At 65.6% G+C, this 20160-nt stretch carries 23 protein-coding genes and 3 pseudogenes; 14 read left to right on the top strand and 12 right to left on the bottom strand.

Annotated features, from left to right (window positions below; all coding sequences use genetic code 11):
- Positions 1-98 precede the first annotated feature (98 nt).
- Entirely contained in the window at positions 99-470 is a 372-nt protein-coding gene (locus tag PIB19_RS01625) for a DUF5110 domain-containing protein (protein WP_271240884.1), read from the bottom strand.
- Between the two features lie 27 nt (positions 471-497).
- Positions 498-2911, bottom strand: a pseudogene (locus PIB19_RS01620) (TIM-barrel domain-containing protein); the annotation flags it as partial.
- Positions 2912-3117: 206 nt separating this feature from the next.
- On the opposite strand from PIB19_RS01620, the gene PIB19_RS01615 reads away from it, so the two are divergent.
- From PIB19_RS01615 to PIB19_RS01605, 3 genes are all read left to right on the top strand, one after another.
- The gene (locus PIB19_RS01615; RefSeq protein ID WP_271239417.1) at positions 3118-3339 is read left to right on the top strand and encodes a hypothetical protein; all 222 of its coding nucleotides are present in this window, start codon (positions 3118-3120) and stop codon (positions 3337-3339) included.
- Positions 3340-3344: 5 nt separating this feature from the next.
- A complete protein-coding gene (locus PIB19_RS01610) occupies positions 3345-3869 on the top strand; it encodes a gamma carbonic anhydrase family protein (RefSeq protein ID WP_271239416.1) in 525 nt (174 codons plus the stop codon).
- A 153-nt stretch (positions 3870-4022) separates the two neighbouring features.
- Complete coding sequence (locus tag PIB19_RS01605; RefSeq protein WP_443018673.1) at positions 4023-4895, top strand: NAD(P)H-dependent flavin oxidoreductase; 873 nt, start codon at positions 4023-4025, stop codon at positions 4893-4895.
- A gap of 183 nt (positions 4896-5078) precedes the next feature.
- Here PIB19_RS01605 and PIB19_RS01600 read toward each other — a convergent pair whose 3' ends face one another.
- Together PIB19_RS01600 and PIB19_RS01595 are read right to left on the bottom strand one after the other, a co-directional pair.
- Positions 5079-5537, bottom strand: coding sequence for a DUF1465 family protein (locus PIB19_RS01600; protein ID WP_271239415.1), 459 nt, complete (start codon positions 5535-5537; stop codon positions 5079-5081).
- Between the two features lie 75 nt (positions 5538-5612).
- Entirely contained in the window at positions 5613-5810 is a 198-nt protein-coding gene (locus PIB19_RS01595) for a YdcH family protein (protein ID WP_271239414.1), read from the bottom strand.
- Positions 5811-5988: 178 nt separating this feature from the next.
- Here PIB19_RS01595 and PIB19_RS01590 point away from each other — a divergent pair, with 178 nt between their 5' ends.
- Complete coding sequence (locus PIB19_RS01590; RefSeq protein ID WP_081855594.1) at positions 5989-6141, top strand: YdcH family protein; 153 nt, start codon at positions 5989-5991, stop codon at positions 6139-6141.
- Between the two features lie 126 nt (positions 6142-6267).
- Here PIB19_RS01590 and PIB19_RS01585 read toward each other — a convergent pair whose 3' ends face one another.
- The 6 genes from PIB19_RS01585 to PIB19_RS01560 form a co-directional block, all read right to left on the bottom strand.
- On the bottom strand, positions 6268-6645 hold the full coding sequence (locus PIB19_RS01585; protein ID WP_271239413.1) for a PilZ domain-containing protein: 378 nt from the start codon (positions 6643-6645) through the stop codon (positions 6268-6270).
- Positions 6646-6754: 109 nt separating this feature from the next.
- Positions 6755-7222 carry an RNA polymerase-binding protein DksA gene (gene dksA, locus PIB19_RS01580; RefSeq protein WP_271239412.1) on the bottom strand — a complete coding sequence of 156 codons (468 nt, stop codon included), beginning with the start codon at positions 7220-7222 and terminating at the stop codon, positions 6755-6757.
- A 181-nt stretch (positions 7223-7403) separates the two neighbouring features.
- Positions 7404-7883, bottom strand: a complete 480-nt coding sequence (locus PIB19_RS01575; protein ID WP_271239411.1) for a hypothetical protein — start codon at positions 7881-7883, stop codon at positions 7404-7406.
- Positions 7884-7971: 88 nt separating this feature from the next.
- Positions 7972-8355 (bottom strand): hypothetical protein, encoded by a 384-nt coding sequence (locus PIB19_RS01570; protein WP_271239410.1) that lies wholly within the window; start codon positions 8353-8355, stop codon positions 7972-7974.
- A gap of 24 nt (positions 8356-8379) precedes the next feature.
- Entirely contained in the window at positions 8380-8559 is a 180-nt protein-coding gene (locus PIB19_RS01565) for a hypothetical protein (RefSeq protein WP_271239409.1), read from the bottom strand.
- 69 nt (positions 8560-8628) lie between these two features.
- Positions 8629-9087 carry a host attachment family protein gene (locus tag PIB19_RS01560; RefSeq protein WP_271239408.1) on the bottom strand — a complete coding sequence of 153 codons (459 nt, stop codon included), beginning with the start codon at positions 9085-9087 and terminating at the stop codon, positions 8629-8631.
- 88 nt (positions 9088-9175) lie between these two features.
- Here PIB19_RS01560 and serS point away from each other — a divergent pair.
- The 8 genes and pseudogenes from serS (at position 9176) to PIB19_RS01520 (ending at position 17331) form a co-directional block, all read left to right on the top strand.
- Positions 9176-10475 (top strand): annotated as a pseudogene (serS, locus tag PIB19_RS01555) (serine--tRNA ligase).
- Positions 10475-11237, top strand: a pseudogene (surE, locus tag PIB19_RS01550) (5'/3'-nucleotidase SurE). The pseudogenes serS and surE overlap by 1 nt, the downstream one beginning before the upstream one ends.
- A 47-nt stretch (positions 11238-11284) precedes the next feature.
- On the top strand, positions 11285-12346 hold the full coding sequence (locus PIB19_RS01545) for a M23 family metallopeptidase (RefSeq protein ID WP_271239407.1): 1062 nt from the start codon (positions 11285-11287) through the stop codon (positions 12344-12346).
- On the top strand, positions 12325-13359 hold the full coding sequence (locus PIB19_RS01540; RefSeq protein ID WP_443018727.1) for a potassium channel family protein: 1035 nt from the start codon (positions 12325-12327) through the stop codon (positions 13357-13359). Before PIB19_RS01545 ends, PIB19_RS01540 begins: the two co-directional genes overlap by 22 nt.
- Entirely contained in the window at positions 13356-13706 is a 351-nt protein-coding gene (locus PIB19_RS01535) for a DMT family protein (RefSeq protein ID WP_271239405.1), read from the top strand. The genes PIB19_RS01540 and PIB19_RS01535 overlap by 4 nt, the downstream gene beginning before the upstream one ends.
- A 41-nt stretch (positions 13707-13747) precedes the next feature.
- Complete coding sequence (gene rimO / locus PIB19_RS01530; protein WP_271239404.1) at positions 13748-15079, top strand: 30S ribosomal protein S12 methylthiotransferase RimO; 1332 nt, start codon at positions 13748-13750, stop codon at positions 15077-15079.
- Between the two features lie 76 nt (positions 15080-15155).
- Positions 15156-15836, top strand: coding sequence for a hypothetical protein (locus PIB19_RS01525; RefSeq protein ID WP_271239403.1), 681 nt, complete (start codon positions 15156-15158; stop codon positions 15834-15836).
- Positions 15837-15939: 103 nt separating this feature from the next.
- Positions 15940-17331 carry a serine hydrolase domain-containing protein gene (locus PIB19_RS01520; RefSeq protein WP_271239402.1) on the top strand — a complete coding sequence of 464 codons (1392 nt, stop codon included), beginning with the start codon at positions 15940-15942 and terminating at the stop codon, positions 17329-17331.
- Here the strand turns inward: PIB19_RS01520 and PIB19_RS01515 are convergent.
- Positions 17274-17852 (bottom strand): hypothetical protein, encoded by a 579-nt coding sequence (locus PIB19_RS01515; protein ID WP_271239401.1) that lies wholly within the window; start codon positions 17850-17852, stop codon positions 17274-17276. The genes PIB19_RS01520 and PIB19_RS01515 overlap by 58 nt on opposite strands.
- A 49-nt stretch (positions 17853-17901) precedes the next feature.
- Here PIB19_RS01515 and PIB19_RS01510 point away from each other — a divergent pair, with 49 nt between their 5' ends.
- Positions 17902-18240, top strand: a complete 339-nt coding sequence (locus tag PIB19_RS01510) for a hypothetical protein (protein WP_271239400.1) — start codon at positions 17902-17904, stop codon at positions 18238-18240.
- Here the strand turns inward: PIB19_RS01510 and PIB19_RS01505 are convergent.
- Positions 18237-19100: an aldo/keto reductase family oxidoreductase gene (locus tag PIB19_RS01505; RefSeq protein WP_271239399.1), complete on the bottom strand. Its 864-nt coding sequence runs from the start codon at positions 19098-19100 to the stop codon at positions 18237-18239. The genes PIB19_RS01510 and PIB19_RS01505 overlap by 4 nt on opposite strands.
- A gap of 97 nt (positions 19101-19197) precedes the next feature.
- Here PIB19_RS01505 and PIB19_RS01500 point away from each other — a divergent pair, with 97 nt between their 5' ends.
- A complete protein-coding gene (locus PIB19_RS01500) occupies positions 19198-20097 on the top strand; it encodes a LysR family transcriptional regulator (RefSeq protein WP_271239398.1) in 900 nt (299 codons plus the stop codon).
- Positions 20098-20160: the final 63 nt, after the last annotated feature.

Raw genomic sequence — 20160 nt, 5'->3', positions numbered from 1 at the left:
AGCGGGAGCGCACGCATCTCTCAGCCGCGCCTTGCTCGAATAGGGTCGGCGCGATGGTCCCGATATGGGGTGCGAGCGGCCCTTTTACCAGTCGGCCGTCATGGCCGCCGCACCGTGATGGCCGTGCCGTCATAGACGAAGCTTTGCGCCGACTCCGCGAAGTCCGGCGCGACCGCACGGCCCGGCGCGTAGAACCGCACCGATATCGCACGCTTGCCCGGCATCCCCTCATAGCCGCCTGCGCGCGACCCGATCGTCAGCGTGCCGGTCCCCTCGTCCCATTTCACCGGCACGCGCGAGAACTTGCCCTGCTTGTAGCCCGGGCTGACTCCGTCATCCTCATAGAGCGAGAAGGATCCGTCGGCTCCGGTGAAGACGTGGAGCACGATCGGCCCGTCGGGCTGCTCGCCGACATGCTGGATCGCCGCGCCCGTCGGCACGATCGAGCCGGCACGGACGAACAGCGGCATGCGCTCGCGCGGCGCGGCCGCCTTGATCGTCTGTCCGCCCTTCACGAACGCGCCGGTCGCGAAGTCGTACCAGCCGGCGCCCGCGGGCAGATACACCTCTCGCTCGCGCGCGTTGAACTCGGTCACCGGCGCGACGAGGAATGCCGGGCCGAACATATATTCGTCGTCCAGATTCCACGTCTTGCGATCGCCCGGGAAGTCCATCACCAGCCCGCGCATCATCGTGCCGTCCTTGTGCCAGGTGTCGGCGGCAATGGTGTAGATATAGGGCATTAGCCGGTAGCGAAGCTGGTCGTACCAGACCATCGCGTCGTACATCGCCTGATCGCCCGCCGCGATCTCGAAGATCTCGCGCTTCGGCGTCTCGCCATGACTGCGGAACAAGGGCGAGAAGGCGCCGAACTGGAACCAGCGCAGATTGAGCTCGCGCCATTCGGCGACGTGCGCGGGCTCCTGCTTGGTATAGCGGTCCTCGAGCGCAAAGCCGCCGATGTCGTGCGTCCAATTGGGCACCCCCGACATCGACAGATTGACCCCGGCCGAAATCTGGTCGCGCAGATCGTCCCAGCGGGCGGTGATATCGCCCGACCAGAGCGCCGAGCTGGTCCGCTGGATCCCGCCGAACCCCGAGCGCGTCAGGATGAACGGCCTTTTGTCGGGAAGCGCCTCACGCAGCCCGTCGGCGACGCCCTCGGCGTGCACCAGCGGAAAGCTGTTGAAGAACGAAGCGGCAGGTCCCTGCGCGGTCGGCCCCATCCGGTCGATGCGCTGTTCGATCGACAGGTTCGAATGGATGTCGGGCTCGGTCGCATCCATCCACCAGGCGTCGAAGCCCTTGTCGACCAAAGCCTCCTTCATCTGCCGGAAATAGATCGCCCGCGCCTCGGGCACATACGGATCATAGTCGGTATTCTCATAGCCCTTGCCGACCCAATCCTTCTCCTTCGCCTTCAGATTGCCCAGATAGAGATAGCCCTTCGCCATCAGTTCCTGCGCGTTCTTCGTGTTCGGATAGAATTTGGGCCAGACCGAGATCATCACGCGGGTGTTCAGCGCGTGCGCCTCGTTCACCATGCCGACCGGATCGGGAAGCGCTTCGCGTCGAAGCAGTGACAGCCCCATTGATCCTCGGGCCAGTAGAACCAGTCCTGCACGATATTATCGACCGGAATCTGACGTTTGCGATATTCGCGTACGACCGACAGCAGTTGCTCCTGCGTGTCGTAGCGCTGGCGGCTCTGCCAGAAGCCATAGGCCCAGTTCGGCATCATCTCGGCCTTGCCGGTCAGCCCCCGATAGCCCGCAATCACTTCGTCCATGTTGCGGCCGCCGACATAATAATAATCGATCGCCCGCCCGACATCGGAAGACAACCACAGCGAATTGCGGTCGGGCTTCGCCAACGGGTCGGAGTGATAGAGCGCGAGGTAACCGGCATTCGGTTCCCACTCGATGCGGAGCGTGACCGGCTTGCCCGCGGTCATCGATAGCTCGAAATTGTGGAACCACGGATTCCAGTTCTGCCGCCAGCGGGAGAGCACTTCCTTGCCGTCGGCGAACACCTTCACATAGCTCGACGAATAGAGCCGGAACTTGTGCGTGCCGCTCTTGTCCGGGGTGACGCTGCCGCTCCACACCACGGTCTGCTTGCCGACCACCACGCCCGCGGTGTTCTGCCCGCTCTGCGGCGAAGCGACCGTCTGCGCCTTGGCGGCATCGGGCCAGTTCTTCTGGTCCTTGATGAACTGATAGTCGATGAACGGCTCCTGCCGGCTCACCGCGAGCTTGTCGCCGAGGAAGTAATCGGCCTTCCAGCCCGGCTTGCCGCCGCTGGTGACCTTCAGTCCCAGCCCGACATGCGCATAAGGCGCGGGATTGCCGAACCGCGTGATCGAAGCATTGTCCCACAGCAGCCCGTAATTGCGCGTCGACACCACGAACGGAATCGCGATGTCCATATTGTGCTGGGCGAGTTCGACGTCCTCGCCGTTATAGTTCATCTGCCGGTTCTGGTGCTGGCCAAGGCCGTAAAAGCCCTCGTCGGTGCCGCGGTTGAATTGCTGTTCGGTGGCGAGGAAAGGCTTGCCGTCGGCACTGGTCGCAGTGAAGCGCCGTCGCGCCTCCTCGGCCAGCACGAGCTTGCCCGCGGCGTCGCGGAACTGCACGTGCCCATCCGAGAGCCGGATCTCGGCGGTCGCTTTGGGCAGCTTGAGCGTCACCAGCCCCTTCGCCTCGGTGACCACCGGATCGCCCGACGCGTCGACAATCACCATCAGGCTCTTCGGCAGATCGAGGTCGCTCGCCGGAATCGCCGTCACCCGGAAGCTGGCGTCGCCATAAGCGAGCACCCGCACCCGCTTCGCCGCGCCCTGGTCCGGCGTGATCACCACGCCGTGCGCCACGCGCTCGACTTCGGAAGCCGCGGCCGTGCCGGACACCATCATGGCGGCGAGCGCCGCCACCCCCAGCAAGTTCCTCAAGCCCCGTCTCCCGATATTTTATCTATGGTATTTATTTTCACGAGCCGCGTCCATCAGTCCGACGCGACCAATAATTGCTGCAATGCGGCGATCCGCAGAATCCCGGCATTGATGCGTTAACCTTGTCCCGCTAACCACGGCAGGGGGTTCACGCGGGCGGGTGTGCGATGACCGAGTTCTTTATCTTCGTTTATGCCATATTGGCGATGTTCGTGCTGTTCTCGATGCAGCGCAACCGCCGTGAGCAGCGTCCCAATCCGCAGATGGTGACGATGGTCGGCTGGGGCTTGTTCTCGCTGTCCTCGACGCTCGCGATCCTGATGGGCGCAGTCGCCCTCGCACTGGTGCTGGGACTCAAGATGCAGCTTCCCGCCGCCCCGCTCTTCTAAGGGCGATGCCGCTCTACGAAATCGGCGGCCACCGGCCGCAAATCGCCCCCGACGCCTGGGTGGCGCCGAGTGCCGACCTGATCGGCGACGTGCATCTCGCCGAACTGGCCAGCGTCTGGTTCGGCGCCATGATTCGTGCCGACAACACGCCGATCGTGGTGGGCGCGCGCACCAACGTCCAGGACGGCGCGATGCTGCATTCCGATCCCGGCGCGCCCTGCACTCTAGGCGCGGACGTCACTGTCGGCCACCACGCCATCCTCCATGGCTGCACGATCGGCGACCGCACGCTGATCGGCATGGGCGCAACGATCCTCAACCGCGCGGTGATCGGCGAAGACTGCCTCGTCGGCGCCGGTGCGCTCATCACCGAAGGCAAGACCTTCCCGCCGGGCCATCTGATCGTCGGCTCGCCGGCCAGGGCGATCCGCCCGCTCGACGACATGCAGAAGGCGATGCTCAAGGCCTCGGCAGCGCTCTACGCAGCCAAACAGCGCGATTATGCGCAGGACCTTCGCCGAGTCGATTGAGCCGGTCCGTCGAGCGGTCCGCCATACCGTAGCGTCGCCGGTGCCGGGATAGACAGGCATTCCGGTTGCGCTACAAAACTGATCCATGGCCCTTCCCCTCTGTTCGATCGCCTCCGGCTTCCCGTCATCGGTTCGCCGCTGTTCATCATCTCGGTGCCCGATCTGGTGATCGCGCAGTGCAAGGCGGGGATCGTCGGATCCTTCCCGGCGCTCAATGCCCGTCCGCAGAGCCTGCTCGACGAATGGTTGCATCGGATCACCGAGGAGCTCGCCGCGTGGGACCGCGCCAACCCCGACGCGCCTTCCGCGCCTTTCGCGGTCAACCAGATCGTCCATCGCTCGAATGACCGGCTCGAGGCGGATCTCCATACCTGTGCAAAGTGGAAGGTGCCGATCGTGATCACCTCGCTCGGTGCGCGGCCCGAGCTCAACGATGCGGTGCACAGCTGGGGCGGCATCACCCTCCACGACGTCATCGACGATCGTTTCGCGCACAAGGCCATCGAAAAGGGCGCCGACGGGCTGATCCTCGTCGCCACCGGGGCGGGCGGCCATGCGGGCGTGCTCAACCCCTTCGCCTTCGTCCAGGAAGTGCGCGAATGGTTCGGCGGGCCGCTGATCCTGTCGGGCGCGATCGCCACCGGCCGCGCGGTGCTCGCGGCGCAGGTGCTCGGCGCCGACCTGGCATATATCGGCTCGCCCTTCATCGCCACCGACGAGGCCAATGCCGTCGACGCCTATAAGCAGGGCATCGTCGAGGGCCGGGCGGCCGACATCGTCTATTCGAACCTCTTCACCGGAGTGCACGGCAATTACCTGCGCAGCTCGATCATTGCGGCCGGACTGGACCCCGACAAATTGCCCGAAAGCGATCCCAGCGCGATGAACTTCGGCGGCGCCAAGGCATGGAAGGAAATCTGGGGCTCGGGCCAGGGGATCGGCGCAGTGACCGCGGTCGAGTCCGCCGCGGTCAAGATCGAGCGGCTGAAGAAGGAATATGCGGCGGCGAAGGCGGCGCTGGGCTGATGACATCTCTTTCCCTCTCCCGTCGGGAGAGGGTTGCGTAGACTTGGGTCCGCTTCTTCAGCGGATCCTAGTCGGAGCTGGGTGAGGGATCACCTTATCGATAGCAGGACACCCTCACCTAGCTGCGCTAGGCAGCAAGCTGCCAAGCTTCGCTACCTCTCCCACAGGGAGAGGAATTAAGACTTAGAAAGAAGCCGAGAGCCGCTCCATCATCCGCCGCGCGGGGCTCGTGTCCGCGGTCGGCTCATCCAGCGACGCGTCGAGGCGCGCCACCCGTCGATGCAGCTCGATGCTGGTGGTGATGATCGCGCGGGCCTGTGTCGGCATCGTCTCCAGCGTGGCGGCCTCGGTCTCGGGCGCCTCCCCCAGCCGCCGCGACGGCGACAGCGCATCGACCGGCGTGATCTCGCCCGCCTGCACCGCGCGCTGCGTCAGCAGCCAGGCGATGATGTGCATCAACCGGGTCGTGACCTTGAGCGACTCGCACGAGAACGTGACTCGGCTCAGCGCTTCGAGCGAATTGCGCTCGGCGCGGCCCAGCACGTCGAAATAGGCGCGCGCCTCGTCCGCCAGCAGCATCGCCTCGACATAGAGCGAGTCGACCAGCTTGCGATGGATCGTCGAGGTTGCCTGCGGCGTCATCTGCGATGGAGTGCCATAACAAGCGCGTCAATTGAATGCTTAATATAGCGGCACTTGCGTCCCGGCGCGGGAGGTTCAGGCGATGATGTCGGGAACGAGCTGATCTTCGAGCTGGGCGATCTCGTCGCGCAGCCGCAGCTTGCGCTTCTTCAGCCGGGCAAGCTGGAGCTGGTCCGCCGAGCCGATGCCGCGCAGCGCATCGATCGCCGCGTCGAGGTCGCGATGCTCCGTGCGCAGTGTCTCGAGCCGTCGCTGGGTCTCGCTCTCGTCCATTCCAGCCCCTTTTACGCACACGCGCTGCCTCTGGCGCCGTAACGACCCGCGAAAGCTCTGCACGGACCATCGCGGCTTTTCCGCGGGCTGTCGATTGCACTCAATACGGGGGGCGACAAGCGGCTGCAAAGGTGATTTATTAGCTACCCCCGGCGCCAATCGAAGGAGGAACGCTTCCATGCAGAACGCGCATTTCGCGGCACTCAACGCCAAGCACTCGACACTGGATCAACGGATCGCCGTCGAGTCGCAGCGGCCGCTTCCCGATCAGATGCTGATCGCGGAATTGAAGAAACGAAAGTTGCGCGTCAAGGAGGAGCTCAGCCGCTAACGCGGAGACGCGATATTTTGTCGGGGAGCTGTGGTCTCGGGGCCGCACCTCCCCGATATCCGGAGCGTAATCCGCTCAGGAACGCGTCGATCTACAGGAATAGAACAGCCGAAACCGGCTCGCGCCTCAGCGGCGCGTGATGAGCGGCTTGGTGAAAGCCGGGGTCTGTGCGCCCTTGCCCACGGGCTTGCGCGCCAACATCGGATCGATCTCGATATCGAAGGCGACGCCGACACGGCCGTCGGTCGCCCAGGCGATCCTGCCCTTCACCCAGCCCACGCCGCGCACTTCGATCTCGACCGGTGTACCAGACTGAACCGGCGCCGCATATTCGGCCATCAGACCGCCGGACGAGAGGTTGCGCACGCGCGCCAGCACGACCTTGTCGTCGCCAAAGACACGGAATTGCGCAGTCAGCAACAGGCTGTCGCGCGAGCCGCTGCGCTGGCCGGTGAAATCATCGGCCGAGAGCGCATTCACGGATTCGGAAGAGAATTGGTCCATCGGTGCTGCTCGAACGCCAAAAATTGATCTGCGCGGATTAGAGCAGCAATCCCTGACGAAAGCGTAAATTTAAGGGCGTCGACCAAAAATCACGCGCCCCTTAAAACCGCTATTCGTCGCGCGAAACCTTTTCGTTCCGCTCGTGGCGCTCCTGCGCCTCAACCGTCATCGTCGCGATCGGCCGCGCCTCCAGCCGGGCGAGCGAGATCGGCTCGCCGGTCACTTCGCAATAGCCATATTCGCCTTCGTCGATCCGGCGCATCGCCGCGTCGATCTTGGCGATCAGCTTGCGCTGGCGATCACGGGTGCGCAGCTCGATCGACCAGTCGGTCTCGCTCGATGCGCGATCGGTGAGATCGGCCTCGCGCAGCAAATCGGTCTGGAGCTGGTTGAGCGTGCCCGCGGCCTCGCGGTAGATCGCGTCCTTCCAGGCCAGCAGCTTTTCGCGGAAATATTCCTGCTGCCGCGGATTCATGAAGGGTTCGTCGTTGCTCGGCCGGTAACCGCCGTCGCCATCGTTCGCCGCCGGTGGGAAGTGTTTCCCGGGTTCGTCGGAGCGATCCAAAACAGTAGCCATCCCCACTCTCCAACCGGTCACCCAGTGGCCAAGCCGCTGGACGACTGCCTTTTGCCCGGACGCCCTATACTTGCGCCGGGACGCATAGACAAGCGTGCTGTTATTGACAGCCGACCTGTCTAATCCCCGGTAACTTGGAGGAAATTAGCGGCAGATGAACATCGGTCGCCCAAGCTGCAAATTAACCATCTCTATTCACAAGTATGGCGCCGGTGCCGCGGCATACCGTACCGAAACCGTACATTAACCATAAGCTCTGCGTCGTGCCGGTGAAAAAACGTCCAAGAACAGGGTAAACAGCCCTCGGGACGCTTGCGCTTAATAGTTTGTTTTGCGTTTCTTGGTCATTGAGGGCGCAGAAGCTGCTGACGGTTCCGTGGGGAGCGAGCGCCAGCAACAGGAAGAGTGGGACATCATGTCGGTTCGCATGGCCTTGGCGAAACTCTGCGCATGTGCCTGTGGCGGCGCGGTCATCGGCGGCGGCGGCGTCTACGCCGTCGAGCGCGTGACGCAGCCCAGCGTGGTCCAGCAATATACGGTCGCGAAGAAGCGAGTCGTCCGCAAGGGGCCGGTAGCCGGCGTCGTGCGCAAGAAGCTCGTCCGCCGCGTGACCACGACCACAACGACTCAGGCAGCGCCCCAGGTCGTCGTCGTGGCGCAAAGCGCGCCGATCCCCCTTCCCCGCGCGAAATGCCCGTGGTCGCCGCTGCCAGCAGCGCGGCGGCAGGCGTGGTCGGCGGCTCGGGCGGCTATGGCGGCTTCGGCGGCGGCTTCTTCGCCGGCGGCTTCTTCGGCAGCTCGGGGAGCAGCTCGGGCAGCAGCAGCGGCATCAATATCGAGATCTCGAGCGGCGGCACGAGCACTTCCTCGGGTGGTTCGTCCACTTCGACCGGTGGCTCGTCGACCTCCACCGGCGGCTCGTCTACCTCCACCTCGACCGGCGGTTCGTCGACGTCGACGTCCACCGGCGGTTCGTCCACTTCGACTTCGAGTGGCGTGAGCTCATCGACATCGTCCTCGACCTCTTCGTCCACGTCGTCCTCGACTTCGTCGAGCACGTCGTCGTCGAGCGGCAACTGGAGCACGTCGAGCGGCTGGAGCACGTCGAGCGGCTGGGGCTGCAAATGGGGCAAGCATTGCGGCGGATCGAGCGGCCATCACGGGTCGAGCGGCTCGACCGGTTCGTCGGGCGGCCCCGAGCCGGTCCCCGCCCCGCCGATGATCCTGCTCTTCGGCGGTGCCGCGGCCGCACTGGTCGCGCGCAAGCGTCTCGGCAAGAAGAAGGACATCGCGGCCGCCTGACCGTCATCCCGGCGAAAGCCGGGATCCAGAGCCACCAGCGACTCGGCAAAGCAACTCTGGACCCCGGCCTTCGCCGGTTGACGAGTACGGACTAGCCCACGCCCTCACTCCGCCTTGAGCAACGCCTCCTCGATCTGCGGCACGGTGTGCCCGGTCAGGTCCTTGCCGATCTCCGCCTTCAGCCGGTCGCTCACTTCCTTGTGATAATGCTTCCGGAGCTCGCCCAGCATCCTGGGCGGGGCGATGATGATCAGCGATTCGAAATCGTTGTTGAGCGCGCGCTTCCTGAGCAACGCGGCGGTCTCGGCGGCGAAGCGGTCCTCTTCGAGCTGGTGGAAATCGACTTCGTCCATGTTCCCCGCGCCCCATTGCGCGCCCGCGGTGCGGGTCCCCATCGCTCCGCCGGCGAGATCGGTCGCCTGCTCGTGGTGATCGGGATTGTGCTTGTCGATCACTTTCTTCTCGACCTGCAGGTTGGGAATGGTGGCATCGCCCTCGTTCCTGAGGAACAGCATCTTCCGGCCATCCGCGACCACCACGACCGTATCGTGCGGAACCTGCATCATTCGTCTCCTTCGTTTGGTTGCACCTCCAACGCAGCCGCGCGGCGCAGGGTTGCGCAGCCCAACGCGCCCAGCCATACGCCCGGCCATGCACGACATCCGGTTCATCCGCGAAAACCCCGAAGCCTTCGACGCCGGACTGGCGAAGCGCGGGCTGCCGCCGCGATCGGCCGAACTGCTCGCGCTCGACGAGCGCCGCCGCGCGCTGATCACCGAGGCACAGGCGGTCCAGGCGCGTCGCAACGAAGCCTCGAAGGCGATCGGCGCGGCCAAGGCTCGGCGCGACGATCCTACCGATTTGATGGCCGAAGTCGCGGCGCTCAAGGAGCGAATGCCGGCGATCGACGCCGAGGAGAAAGCAGTAGGCGCGGAGCTTACGACCGCGCTGGCCGCGATACCCAACCTTCCCCTCGCCGACGTGCCGCAAGGCGCCGACGAGGAGGACAACGCGCTGATCCATGAACGCGGCTCGCCCCCTCCTTCACCTTCGAAGCGAAGGAGCATGATGCGATCGGTCCCGCGCTCGGGCTGGATTTCGAGACCGGGGCACTGCTTTCGGGCTCGCGCTTCACCTTCGTCCGCGGCAGCGCCGCCCGGCTCCACCGCGCACTCGGCCAGTTCATGCTCGACACGCTCACCCGCGAGCACGGCTTCGAGGAAGCGGTCGTTCCGTTGCTCGTCCGCGACGAAACCATGTTCGGCACCGGCCAGCTTCCCAAATTCGCCGAGGACAGCTTCCAGACCACCGATGGGCGTTGGCTGATCCCGACCTCGGAAGTCAGCCTCACCAACAGCGTGCGCGAGCAGATCCTGCCCGAAGAGATGCTGCCGCTGCGCTTCACCGCGCTCTCGCCCTGCTTCCGCTCCGAGGCCGGCTCCGCGGGACGCGACACGCGCGGCTATATCCGCCAGCACCAGTTCGAAAAGGTCGAGATGGTCTCGATCACCACGCCTGACCAGTCCGAGGCCGAGCATGAGCGGATGACCGCCTGCGCCGAGGATATCCTGACCAGGCTCGGCCTCGCCTTCCGCCGGATGAAATTGTGCACCGGCGACATGGGTTTCTCGGCCGCGCGCACCTACGATCTCGAAGTGTGGCTGCCCGGCCAGGCGCGCCATCGCGAGATTTCCAGCGTCTCGACCTGCACCGATTTCCAGGCCCGCCGGATGAACGCGCGCTATCGCCCCGAGGGGAGCCAACCGCCGGAGGCGGATCCTCGAAAACCCCGACGCGCTTCGTCCACACCCTCAACGGCTCGGGCCTCGCCGTGGGGCGTACTTTGGTCGCGGTGATCGAGAACTACCAGCAGGAGGACGGCGCCGTCGCGGTACCGGAAGTGCTCCAGCCCTATCTCGGCGGGCTCAACCGATTCGAACCGCTGCGCTGATGCGCATCCTGCTCACCAACGACGACGGCATCCATGCGCGCGGCCTCGCCGTGCTCGAACGCATCGCGCGGACCATCTCGGACGACATCACCGTCGTCGCGCCCGCCGAGGAGCAATCGGGCAAGAGCCGCTCGCTAACGCTGACCGAGCCGTTCCGCGTCCGCCGCCTGGCCGACGATCGCTATGCCGTACGCGGTACCCCCACCGATTGCGTGATGTTCGCGCTCGCCGAGGCGATGAAGGATTCGCCGCCCGATCTCATCCTCTCGAGGTCAATCGCGGCGGGAATCTCGGCGAGGATGTGAGCTATTCGGGTACCGTTTCCGCCGCGATGGAAGGCGCGCTCGCCGGAATCCGCTCGGTCGCGCTCAGCCAGCGTTACGAGCGCACCGGCATGGGCGATCAGGTCCCCTTCGACACCGCCGAGGCGTGGGGCGAACGTGCGCTCAAGCCGCTGCTCGACGCGCCCTGGGCGCCGCGCACCCTGGTCAATATCAACTTCCCGCCGGTACCGCCCGAAGCCGTGAGGGGCATCAAGCCGGTCGCGCAGGGCCTGCGCGATTATGGCCGGGTCGGGCTCGACAAGCGCGTCGATCCGCGCGGCTTCCTTATTATTGGCTCGCGATGAGCCGATTGCCGCACACGCCGGATCCGGATACCGATCTGGAGGCGATCGAGCAGGGCTGGATCACGGTGACCCCGCTCCATCTCGATCTGACGCACCGCAACTCGCTGGAAAGTCTCAAGTCGGTCTATTGTTAAGCATACCCGTTTCCCTTATTAAATTTTCAGGGGTGAGGGGAGCTGCAATGCGCCGTATGGGGGCACTGCTGTTCGGCGTCATATTGATGTCGGGCTGCATACCGGCTGAGGCCGGGCGGGAAGCGCGCAGTTACGATGCGCCAGAGCAAAATCGGCAACAGGAGCCGTTCGAGCGCCGGTCGCTCGATCAGGACGTGCGCGCGCTTCCCGCGCCGCCGCCGGCGTGGGAAGCGCGCCGCGTCAGCGCCGACGCGCGGCAGGTGGCGAGCGCGACCTATGTCGTGCAATCGGGCGATTCGCTCCGTTCGATCGCGGCCAAAACCGGTGCCGGCTCCGAAGCGATCGCCCGCGCCAACAATCTCGCCGCCCCCTTCGTCATCCAGCCGGGCCAGCGGCTCGGCATCCCCGGCGGCCGCTATCACCTCGTCCGCGCCGGCGAGACCGGCATCGCGATCGCCCGCGCTTATGGCGTGCAATGGTCGCGAGTCGTTTCGACCAATGGGCTCGAGGAGCCCTTCATCCTGCGCACCGGCCAGCGCCTGCTGATCCCGAGCACGCGGCCCGAGACGATCGAGGAGCGCGCCGCGCGCTTCCATCTCGACATCGACGATATCCTCACCGGTGGCGAACCCGCGCTGGCGGCCAATGCCAGGCCCGCCAGGCCGACCGCCTCCTCGGCGCGCGTGCTCCCCGCGACCACGCCGGTCGCGACTCCGGTCACGCGTGCGGCGAGCCAGTTCGCCTGGCCGGTAAAGGGCGCGATCGTCGGGCGCTTCGGCCCCGGCAAGAGCGGCGAACGCAACGACGGCATCAAGATCGCCGTCCCGCTCGACACGCCCGTCCTCGCCGCCGCCGACGGTGTCGTCGCTTATGTCGGCAGCGACGTGCCGGCGCTGGGCGGCCTCGTCATCGTCAAGCACGGCAATGCCACCACCACGGTCTATGGCCATGCCGGACAATTGCTTGTGCAGCGCGGCCAATCGGTGAAGAAGGGCCAGATGATCGCGCTCTCCGGCAATTCGGGATTCGCCGACCGACCCGAACTCCATTTCGAAATCCGCCAGGGGCGCACGCCGGTCGATCCGGTATCGAGGCTGCCCGCACGGTAACGCGTCATGGCCGTGCTTCCCCTGCGACGCTCAAGCGCAAATCCAACCTGCCGGTCTGGCTCTCGATCGGGTGGCGGGTGCTCGCGGTGGTGGCGCTGCTCGCGCTCGCCGTGGGCGTCCACTGGATCGAGCGCGACGGGCTGAAGGACACTGCCGACGGGCAGGTCAGCTTCCTCGACATCCTCTATTTCACGTCGATCTCGGTGACGACGACGGGCTATGGCGACATCGTGCCGGTGAGCACTTCGGCGCGGATGTTCGATGCGTTCGTGGTCACGCCGATCCGCGTCTTCGTGGTGCTGCTATTCCTCGGCACCGCCTATAATTTCGTGCTCAAGCGCACCTGGGACAAATGGCGTATGGCAGTGATCCAGCGGACCCTTTCGGGGCACATCATCGTCGCCGGCTACGGCACCACCGGTTCGGAGACCGTCGACGAGCTGATCGCGCGCGGCACCGATCCCGGGCGCATCGTGGTTATCGACACGCGCGAGGAAAATCTCGATCGCGCCAAGGCATGCGGCTGCATCGTCCTTCAGGCCGATGCCACGCGCGACCAGATCCTCAAGGACGTCCGGATCGAAAGCGCCGAATCGATGATCGTCTGCGCGGGCCGCGACGATACCTCGGTCTTGATCACCCTCACCGCCCGCCACCTCGCCCCGGCGATCCCGATCAGCGTCATCGTCCGCAACGAGGATAACGAACTCCCCGCGCGCGCCGCCGGCGCCACCACCGTGGTCAATCCGGTCAGCTTCGCCGGACTATTGCTCGCCAGCTCGTGCAAGGGCCCGCATCTTTCCGAATATCTGATGGACCTCGCCTCGTTCCACGGCGAGGTCGAACTCTCCGAACGCCCGGTGCGCAGCGAGGAAGTCGGCAAGCCCCTCACCGCGATCCGGACCGGCCTCGGCCTCCGCATCTATCGCAACGGCGTCGCCCATGGTCACAAGGCGCCCGAAGCGGCGGCGTTGAGGGCCGGAGATCAAATCGTCGAGATCGTCACCGCATGATCGATCGTCTCCTGCCGATTGGGCTGCTGATCCTCTCCAACATCTTCATGACCTTCGCCTGGTACGGCCATCTCAGGTTCAAGGCCGCACCGCTATTCCTCGTGATCCTCGTGAGCTGGCTGATCGCGCTTCCCGAATATATGCTTGCCGTCCCTGCCAATCGCTGGGGAAGCAGCGTGTATTCGGCCGCCCAACTCAAGGGAATGCAGGAAGTGATCACCCTCGCGGTGTTCGCGGTCTTCTCGATCCTCTATCTCGGGCAGAAGATCACGGTGAACCACCTGATCGGTTTCGCGCTGATCGCCGCGGGCGCATTCTTCCTGTTCCGGGCTCCGGTTTCGGCCTGAGCTAGCTTTTTCCGCGAAAAAGCTTATGTCGCGCGGCAATCATGGCAACCAAACTCCCTGAGTCCCCTCGCATAGGGATGGTGTCGCTCGGCTGTCCGAAGAACCTCGTCGACAGCGAACGCATCCTCACCAAGCTGCGCAGCGACGGCTATGCGATGTCCCCCGATTATCAGGGCGCCGACATCGTATTGGTCAACACCTGCGGCTTTCTCGATTCCGCCAAGGAAGAGTCGCTTGAGGCGATCGGCGAGGCGATCGCCGAGAATGGCCGCGTCATCGTCACCGGGTGCATGGGCAAGGAAGCCGAAGTGATCCGCGCGCGCTTCCCGGGCGTACTCGCGGTCACCGGCGCGCACCAATATGAGGAAGTCGTCGGCGCAGTCCACGAAGCGGCGCCGATGCCGCCCTCGCCCTTCGTCAATCTCGTGCCGGACGCGGGCCTCAAGCTGACGCCCAGGCACTACAGCTATCTGAAGATCTCCGAGGGCTGCAATCACCGCTGCGCCTTCTGCATCATCCCGTCCTTGCGCGGCGATCTCGTCAGCCGCCGCCCCGACGCGATCCTCCGCGAAGCCGAAAAGCTCGTCGAGGCGGGCACGAAGGAACTGCTGGTCATCAGCCAGGACACGTCGGCTTACGGCGTCGACATCCGCAAGGAACCGCGGATGTGGAAGGGGCAGGAAGTCGTCCCTCACATGACCGATCTCGCCCGTGAACTCGGCAAGATCGCGCCGTGGGTGCGGCTGCATTATGTCTACCCCTACCCGCATGTCGATCAGGTCATCCCGCTGATGGCCGAGGGGCTGGTGCTCCCCTATCTCGACATTCCGTTCCAGCATGCCTCGCCCGCCGTCCTTCGCCGCATGCGCCGCCCCGCCAACGAGGCGAAGGTGCTCGAACGGCTGCGCGGCTGGCGCGAAATCGCGCCGGACATCACGATCCGCTCGACCTTCGTCGTCGGCTTCCCCGGCGAGACCGAGGAAGACTTCCAGTACCTCCTCGACTGGCTCGACGAGGCCCAGCTCGACCGCGTCGGCGCGTTCCGCTTCGAGCCGGTCGAGGGTGCTTCGGCCAACGCGTTGCCTGATCCGGTGCCCGAAGAGGTCAAGGAAGAGCGCTACGCCCGCGTGATGGAGAAGACCGCGGCGATCTCCGCCGCCAAGCTCCAGGCCAAGATCGGCCGCACGCTGGAAGTGATCATCGACGAAGTCGGCGATGACGGCGCCACCGGCCGCAGCCAGGCCGACGCCCCCGAGATCGACGGCGAAGTCTTCCTGCGCGACGCAGGGCATCTGAAGCAGGGCGACATCGTCAAGGTCGCGATCGAGGATGCCGACGACCACGATCTCTACGGCGTGCCCGTCTCCGCCTGATTTCTGCCTTCCATCGGCACAGAGGGCTGTTTTCCAGAGCATCTCGAACTAGATTCCCGCACGAAGGAGAATCCTGATGCGTCCTCGCTCGTTCCTTGCGCTCGCAATGCTCGCCGCGCCGCTCCCCGCGGCCGCGCAATCCGGGGGCACCGCGCATCTCTATGCCTATCGGCTCAGCGACAAACCCGCCTTCGAGGCCGGGTATCGCAAGCACCTCGAATGGCATGCCCGGATCGGCGACAAGCTGGTCTGGTACGCCTGGTACGTGACTGCGGGGGATCGCGCAGGCGCATTTATCGACGGCACGTTCGGCACCACGACCGAGCGCCTCGAGAACCGTCCCCGCGTCAAGGAAGACGGCGTCGACTTTCGCGCCAACGCGGCGGCTTATGCCGCGGCGATCGGCAACGAGGGTTGGGAGCTGTGGCGCGAGGCCAGCCAGGTACAGCAGCTCGAACAGCGAAAGCCGCAAGCGCTCGTGCAGGTTCATGCCGTCGCCGTGACCGACGCAAAGCGGTTCGAGGCCGCGCTGCTCGCCCGCCCCGTCATCGGCGCGAGCTGGTATCGCGGCATCGGCGAGACGCCCGCTCCCTATCTGCTCATCGCCCCCGTCGCCGCCGCCGATACTAGGCCTGATCTCGCCGCCTTGCTCGGCGCCGATCACCCGGCCCTCGCCTTCGCCCGCGCGGTTCGTTCGGAAGCCTGGACCTATGCACCGCGCCTCGCGCTGTTCCCGGGCGAACCGCTTGAGCCCTGAGCCATGCCCTTCGGGCAAGGCGGCCGTTCCTCATCGAAAGAGCGACCGGGATGACGCCGCGGAAAGGCTGGCCTAAGCTCGAGCCATCTATTCCGGAGGCCCGATGTTCCGCACCCTGCTCGCCGCCCTGATCGTCGCCACCCCGGCTGCCGCCCAGCAGCTCACGCCTGCCGAAACCGCCAGGGTCGACACGATCGTCTCCGACGCATTGAAATCGTCGGGCGTGCCCTCCGCCTCGGTCGCGATCGTCCGCGACGGCCGGATCGTCTTCACCAGGGCTTATGGTGATCAGGGCCCGGGCATGAAGGCCAACGCCGACGCCAAATACCAGATCGCCTCGGTCTCCAAGCAGTTCACTGCCGCCGCGCTCCTGCTGCTCGAGGACGAAGGCAAGCTCAGCCTCGACGACAAGGTTGCGAAATGGGTGCCGGACATCACTGGCGCCGACCGGATCAGCGTCCGCCAGCTGCTCAGCCACACGGCGGGCATCCAGGATTACTGGCCGCAGGACTATGATTTCGCGGCGATGGAAAAGCCGGTTACGCCGCAGCAGATCCTCGATCGCTGGGCGAAGAAGCCGCTCGATTTCGAGCCCGGCACCGCCTGGCAATATTCGAACACCGGCTATGTCGTCGCCGGCATGATCATCGAGAAGGCTTCGGGCATGAAGCTGCTCGACTATCTCCAGAAGAAGATCCTCAAGCCGCTCGGCATGCAGGCGATGGACCAGGACTATGCCGTCGGAAAGGGCTTCCCGCAGGGCACGCACCGCTTTGCGCTCGGTCCCGTTCGACCAGCCAGACCCGCCGCGCACGGCTGGCTCTGGGCAGCGGGCGAGCTGGCCATGTCGGCCAGCGATCTCGCCAAATGGGACATCGCCCGGATCGACCGGAAGATCCTCTCGCCGGAAGACTGGGCGGCGCAGGAGAGCGAAGTGAAGCTCGCCGACGGCAGCCCCACGCATTACGGCCTCGGCGTATCGCTCGGCGCGCGCGAAGGGACTCCGGTGGTCGAGCATGGCGGCGAGGCCGTCGGCTTCCTCTCGGAAAATTTCGTCCTGCCCGAGAAGCGTTTCGCGGTGGTCGCCCTGGTCAACGCCGATTTCGGCGGCGCGCCGGGCGATATCACCGCCGACATCACCAATCTCTTCTTCCCGGTCACGTCGCCACAGCCCGCAGCCAGTCTCGATCAGCAGCGCGACGCGCTCGCCCGGACCCTGTTCGATCAGTTGCGCACCGGCAAGCTCGACCGCGCACTGCTCACCGAAGACGCCAATTACTATTTCACCCCGCAGGCGACCGCCGATTATCACGACAGCCTCGCCCCGCTCGGCGATCCGGTGCGCTTCACGCCGCTCGGCAAGCCGCGGCTGCGCGGCGGGTTCGTCAACCGCAACTACGAGATCGTCTATAACGACAAGCGGCTGGTCGCGATCACCTATGCCGAGCCGGGCGCGCAGGGCAAATTCGAGCAGTTCCTGGTCCAGCCGCGTTGATCCGTGCCACGCTCTTCTCGGGCGCTGCCTGGCTGAGCCTCGCCAGCCCGAGCGATTCCCTGACGCAAGTGACCAGCGTCGATCCGCTGACCGTGCAGGACGACGATTTCGCCCGCCACCGCGATCCCGCCGAGTGGAAAGGCCTCGATGTCAGCCGCATCGAGTTCCGCGAGGAACGTGCGGCGTGGCGGCTCTGGCGCATCGAAAACGCGCGCCATCGCAGCGGGCCGCTCTGGTTGGTGCCGCATGACAACGAAAATGCCGGGTTCGAGGCGGGGCTGGAGGCGGTGCGCAAATATGGCGGCACGCTGATCGCAGTCGATGCCGGCATCGCCGACGACGGCGCCCGGATGAACCGCGCGGTCGATTATGGCCGCCCGATCGATCCCAACCGCAATTTCGACACCGCTTTGCCCGGCTATGCCCGCCGCATCCTCGCCGATCTGAAGCCGGGCATGCCGATCATCGCGCTCCACACCAATGCGCGCGGCTTCGACACCGGCGAGATCGCGCTGCAACAAGTCCGATCCATCCGGCAGCGGCGTGATCTCGATCCGCTATTGCGACGATATGCTGCGCCCCAGCCCCTCGCTCGGCCGCGCCTGGCCGTGGGACGACGACGACACCGTCGCCTTCGCCACTTTCCGCACCAGCGACAGCCCCGCCGCCGCCTTCTGCCGCGACGCGATGATCGCCGCCGACTTCAACGTCGTCCAGGAGCGCGTCGTGGAAAGCGACCGATCGCTCTCCAATTACGCCGTGCTCCACGATCTCGATTATCTCAACTTCGAGACCCTCGATCGCGGCGACGATGCCGACGGTCTCGCCGAGGGCCGCCGCCGCCTCGTCCACATCATCGATCGCGCGCTGGCGATGTGCGCGCCCAAGGTGAAGCCGGTCGCCCGCTAGCCCGCGATGCCGTCGAGCACCGCCACGGCGTCCTCCGGCAGCCGCAGCTCCCGCACAGCCAGATTCTCGCGCAGGTGCCCCAGCGAGGACGTGCCCGGGATCAGCAGGATGTTCGGCGCCCGCTGAAGCAGCCAGGCAAGCGCAACCTGCATCGGCGTCGCTCCGAGCTGCTGCGCCACCGTGTCGAGCGCGCTCGACTGGAGCGGCGAGAAGCCGCCGAGCGGAAAGAAGGGCACATAGGCGATCCCCGCCTCCGCCAGCGTATCGATCAGCGCGTCGTCGTCGCGGTGCGCGAGATTATAATGGTTCTGCACGCAGACCACGGGCGCGATGGTTCGCGCCTCTTCGATCTGGGTGGCAGTGGCGTTGCTGATCCCGAGGTGGCGGATCAGCCCCTGCTCGCGCAGCTTCGCCAGCCGCTCGAACTGCGGCGCGATCGTGCCTTCGCTGAGCCCATGGCCGCCATCGCCCATCACACGAAGGTTGACCGCGTCGATCACCTCGAGCCCGAGATTGCGAAGATTGTCGTGCACCGCCGCCTCGATTTCGTCAGGGCTGAACGCCGGCAGCCACCCGCCATTTTCGTCCCGTTTGGCGCCGACCTTGGTCACCAGGACGAGGTCGTCCGGATACGGATGCAGCGCCTCACGAAGGATCTGGTTGGTGATGTGCGGGCCGTAATAGTCGCAGGTGTCGATGTGATTGACGCCCGAAGCCACCGCTTCGCGCAGAACCGCGATTGCCTGATCGCGATCCCTGGGCGGGCCGAACACGCCGGGCCCGGCAAGCTGCATCGCGCCATAGCCGACGCGGTTCACGCTGCGGTCGCCCAGTTGGTATGTCGTCGGATAGGCGGTCATCGTCTGCACTCCTGTATCGAGACCCCGCTTATCTAGGTCTTGCGTCGTCACGCGATAATCCGGCACAATCGGCACAGGCTGTACGGAATTTCGCACAATGGATCTTGGCGACCTCGAAGCCTTCCTCGCCGTGGCTCGCGCGAAGGGATTTCGCGACGCGGCGCGCATCAGCGGCGCCAGCGCATCGGGGCTCAGCGGCGCGGTGCGCCGGCTGGAAACCAGACTGGGCGTCCGCCTGCTCAATCGTACCACGCGCAGCGTCGCGCCCACCGAAGCGGGTGCCCGCCTGATCGAGCGGCTCGGCCCCGCGCTCGGCGAAGTCGCGGCGGCGCTCGACGTCATCAATCTCTTCCGCGATCGGCCTGCCGGCACGCTCAAGCTCAACGTGCCGGTGATCGCCGCGCGGCTGGTGCTCCCCGCGATCTTGCCCGGCTTCCTCGCCGCTTATCCCGAGATCCAGCTCGAGATCATCGCCGAAGACAATTTCGTCGATCTGCTCGCCTCGGGCTGCGATGCCGGCGTGCGCTATGACGAACGGCTCGAACAGGACATGATCGCAGTGCCGATCGGGCCGCGGGTCCAGCGTTTCGCGGCCGGCGCATCACCCGATTATCTCGCGCGCCGCGGCACGCCCGAGCATCCCCGTGACCTGCTCGACCATGCCTGCCTGCGCGGTCGCTTCGCCAATCGCAGCCTCCATGCCTGGGAATTCGTCCGCGACGGCGAGACGGTTCGCGTCGATCCCAACGGTCCGCTGGTGGTCAGCCTCAGCACCGCGTTCGACCTTTTGATCGACACTGCGGTTGCCGGCGCGGGGATCGTCACTTCGTTCGAGGGCCTGTTGCGCCCTTATTTCCATAGCGGCGCGCTCGTCCCGGTGCTCGAGGATTGGTGGGAAAGCTTCCCCGGCCCCTTCCTATATTATCCCGGCCGCCGTCTCGTCCCCGCGCCGCTGCGCGCCTTCATCGACTATGTGAAGGCGCACCCTGCGGCCTGACAAACCGCTTGAAATGTAGGATTTCGCCTGCTGAGATCGACGCTCGGGCCTCGGCCCTCGCTC

The sequence above is a fragment of the Sphingomonas sp. 7/4-4 genome, assembly GCF_027941955.1.
GTDB lineage: Bacteria > Pseudomonadota > Alphaproteobacteria > Sphingomonadales > Sphingomonadaceae > Sphingomonas.
The sequence above is the reverse complement of the archived record's forward strand: the minus strand, read 5'-3'. Positions and strand labels throughout refer to the sequence as shown.

Bases quoted from the DNA above. Each gene is read 5' to 3' on its own strand.
- PIB19_RS01625 (WP_271240884.1), bottom strand. From the start codon at position 470: ATGCCGCTGTTCGTCCGTGCCGGCTCGATCGTGCCGACGGGCGCGGCG.
- PIB19_RS01615 (WP_271239417.1), top strand. From the start codon at position 3,118: ATGACCGAGTTCTTTATCTTCGTTTATGCCATATTGGCGATGTTCGTG.
- PIB19_RS01610 (WP_271239416.1), top strand. From the start codon at position 3,345: ATGCCGCTCTACGAAATCGGCGGCCACCGGCCGCAAATCGCCCCCGAC.
- PIB19_RS01600 (WP_271239415.1), bottom strand. From the start codon at position 5,537: ATGACGCCGCAGGCAACCTCGACGATCCATCGCAAGCTGGTCGACTCG.
- PIB19_RS01595 (WP_271239414.1), bottom strand. From the start codon at position 5,810: ATGGACGAGAGCGAGACCCAGCGACGGCTCGAGACACTGCGCACGGAG.
- PIB19_RS01590 (WP_081855594.1), top strand. From the start codon at position 5,989: ATGCAGAACGCGCATTTCGCGGCACTCAACGCCAAGCACTCGACACTG.
- PIB19_RS01585 (WP_271239413.1), bottom strand. From the start codon at position 6,645: ATGGACCAATTCTCTTCCGAATCCGTGAATGCGCTCTCGGCCGATGAT.
- dksA (WP_271239412.1), bottom strand. From the start codon at position 7,222: ATGGCTACTGTTTTGGATCGCTCCGACGAACCCGGGAAACACTTCCCA.
- PIB19_RS01560 (WP_271239408.1), bottom strand. From the start codon at position 9,087: ATGCAGGTTCCGCACGATACGGTCGTGGTGGTCGCGGATGGCCGGAAG.
- PIB19_RS01545 (WP_271239407.1), top strand. From the start codon at position 11,285: ATGCGCCGTATGGGGGCACTGCTGTTCGGCGTCATATTGATGTCGGGC.
- PIB19_RS01535 (WP_271239405.1), top strand. From the start codon at position 13,356: ATGATCGATCGTCTCCTGCCGATTGGGCTGCTGATCCTCTCCAACATC.
- rimO (WP_271239404.1), top strand. From the start codon at position 13,748: ATGGCAACCAAACTCCCTGAGTCCCCTCGCATAGGGATGGTGTCGCTC.
- PIB19_RS01525 (WP_271239403.1), top strand. From the start codon at position 15,156: ATGCGTCCTCGCTCGTTCCTTGCGCTCGCAATGCTCGCCGCGCCGCTC.
- PIB19_RS01520 (WP_271239402.1), top strand. From the start codon at position 15,940: ATGTTCCGCACCCTGCTCGCCGCCCTGATCGTCGCCACCCCGGCTGCC.
- PIB19_RS01510 (WP_271239400.1), top strand. From the start codon at position 17,902: ATGCTGCGCCCCAGCCCCTCGCTCGGCCGCGCCTGGCCGTGGGACGAC.
- PIB19_RS01505 (WP_271239399.1), bottom strand. From the start codon at position 19,100: ATGACCGCCTATCCGACGACATACCAACTGGGCGACCGCAGCGTGAAC.
- PIB19_RS01500 (WP_271239398.1), top strand. From the start codon at position 19,198: ATGGATCTTGGCGACCTCGAAGCCTTCCTCGCCGTGGCTCGCGCGAAG.